Source organism: Agrobacterium sp. MCAB5 (assembly GCF_052114365.1).
In the GTDB taxonomy this organism is placed as follows: Bacteria; Pseudomonadota; Alphaproteobacteria; order Rhizobiales; family Rhizobiaceae; genus Agrobacterium; species Agrobacterium tumefaciens.
The window spans coordinates 1-370 of record NZ_JBFREP010000364.1 but is presented as its reverse complement, the minus strand read 5'-3'; the positions used below and the strand labels follow the sequence as shown (position 1 = coordinate 370).

Below are 370 nucleotides of genomic sequence, written 5' to 3'. Positions count from 1 at the left end.
CCCGATGACGGGTCAAATCCGCGCACCAGTTGGGATTGTGCCGCAATGCTGTTCCCAACGAACAGTGCTTACGGTTCGATTCCGTTCAAGGCGATAGAGCCTGAATGTTCACTCGCAAAACGCCAACGTTCGCTTTCATGAGGTATAGAACGGCTCGCCGTCAATGTATCCGGTGATCCGTCTGACCTCGCATGTAATCTTATCAGCAAAGTGACGCGCTGCGGGCGACAGCTCTCGGCGTTTCAACTTGATCAATGACATTGCACGTTTGATGTGCGGCTCAGTTAAGGTCATCACCCTTGCAGTGGAAGGCGGATGTTTTTCCAGCCGCGTGCTTGGCTGGACCGCTATCCCTAGGCCTGCCTCTGCC

At 54.6% G+C, this 370-nt stretch carries 1 pseudogene; it reads right to left on the bottom strand.

Features of this window, described 5'->3' with window-relative positions:
* Positions 1-135 precede the first annotated feature (135 nt).
* Positions 136-370: pseudogene (locus AB4Z23_RS29050) on the bottom strand (hypothetical protein); the annotation flags it as partial.